Consider the following 617-nt stretch of genomic DNA (forward strand, 5'->3'; position numbering starts at 1 on the left):
TGCGTCACGCCGCTGGGGCTGGGCACGACCTCGAGGTGGAACCGGTCGAGCAGCTCGTCGGGCGATTCCCACAGGCGCAGGCCGGAGCCGAGCTTCACCGGTGAGACGGCCACGTGCAGGGTGTCGACGAGGCCGGCGTCGAGGAACTGCCGGATGGTGGTGACCCCGCCGCCGAGCCGGACGTCCTTGCCCTGGGCCGCTGCCCGCGCCTGTTCGAGGACGGCGGCGGGGTCGCCGCCGACGAAGTGGAACGTGGTGTCGGAGAGGGTGAACGACGGACGCTCGTGGTGGGTCATGACGAACACCGGGGTGCGGAACGGGGGTTCCTCGCCCCACCAGCCGCGCCACTGGTGGTCCTGCCAGGGCCCGCGCTGGGGCCCGAACTTGTTGCGGCCCATGATCTCGGCGCCGATGTTGCGGGCGAAGTCCCGCGTGAAGTAGTCGTCGAGGCCGCGGCTGCCTCCGGGGTCGGTGCGCATCGGCCAGCTCGCCGTGGCACCGGCCCAGGCGAACAGCCTTTCCGGATTGTCGTGGCCGAACGGGCTCTGAAGGCTCTGGTGCTCACCGGCACCGATCCCGTCGCTCGAGACGTTGAAGTTCATCACTCTCAGCAGCTG

Annotated in this window: 1 protein-coding gene; it reads right to left on the reverse strand. The window is 70.5% G+C overall.

The genetic code is table 11. From position 1 onward, the window contains the following. A partial coding sequence (locus tag IE260_RS41165) for a dihydrofolate reductase family protein (protein ID WP_229881862.1) occupies positions 1–617 on the reverse strand: 617 nt, incomplete at both ends.

The organism is Streptomyces viridiviolaceus, from assembly GCF_014650995.1.
Classification (GTDB): Bacteria; Actinomycetota; Actinomycetes; order Streptomycetales; family Streptomycetaceae; genus Streptomyces; species Streptomyces viridiviolaceus.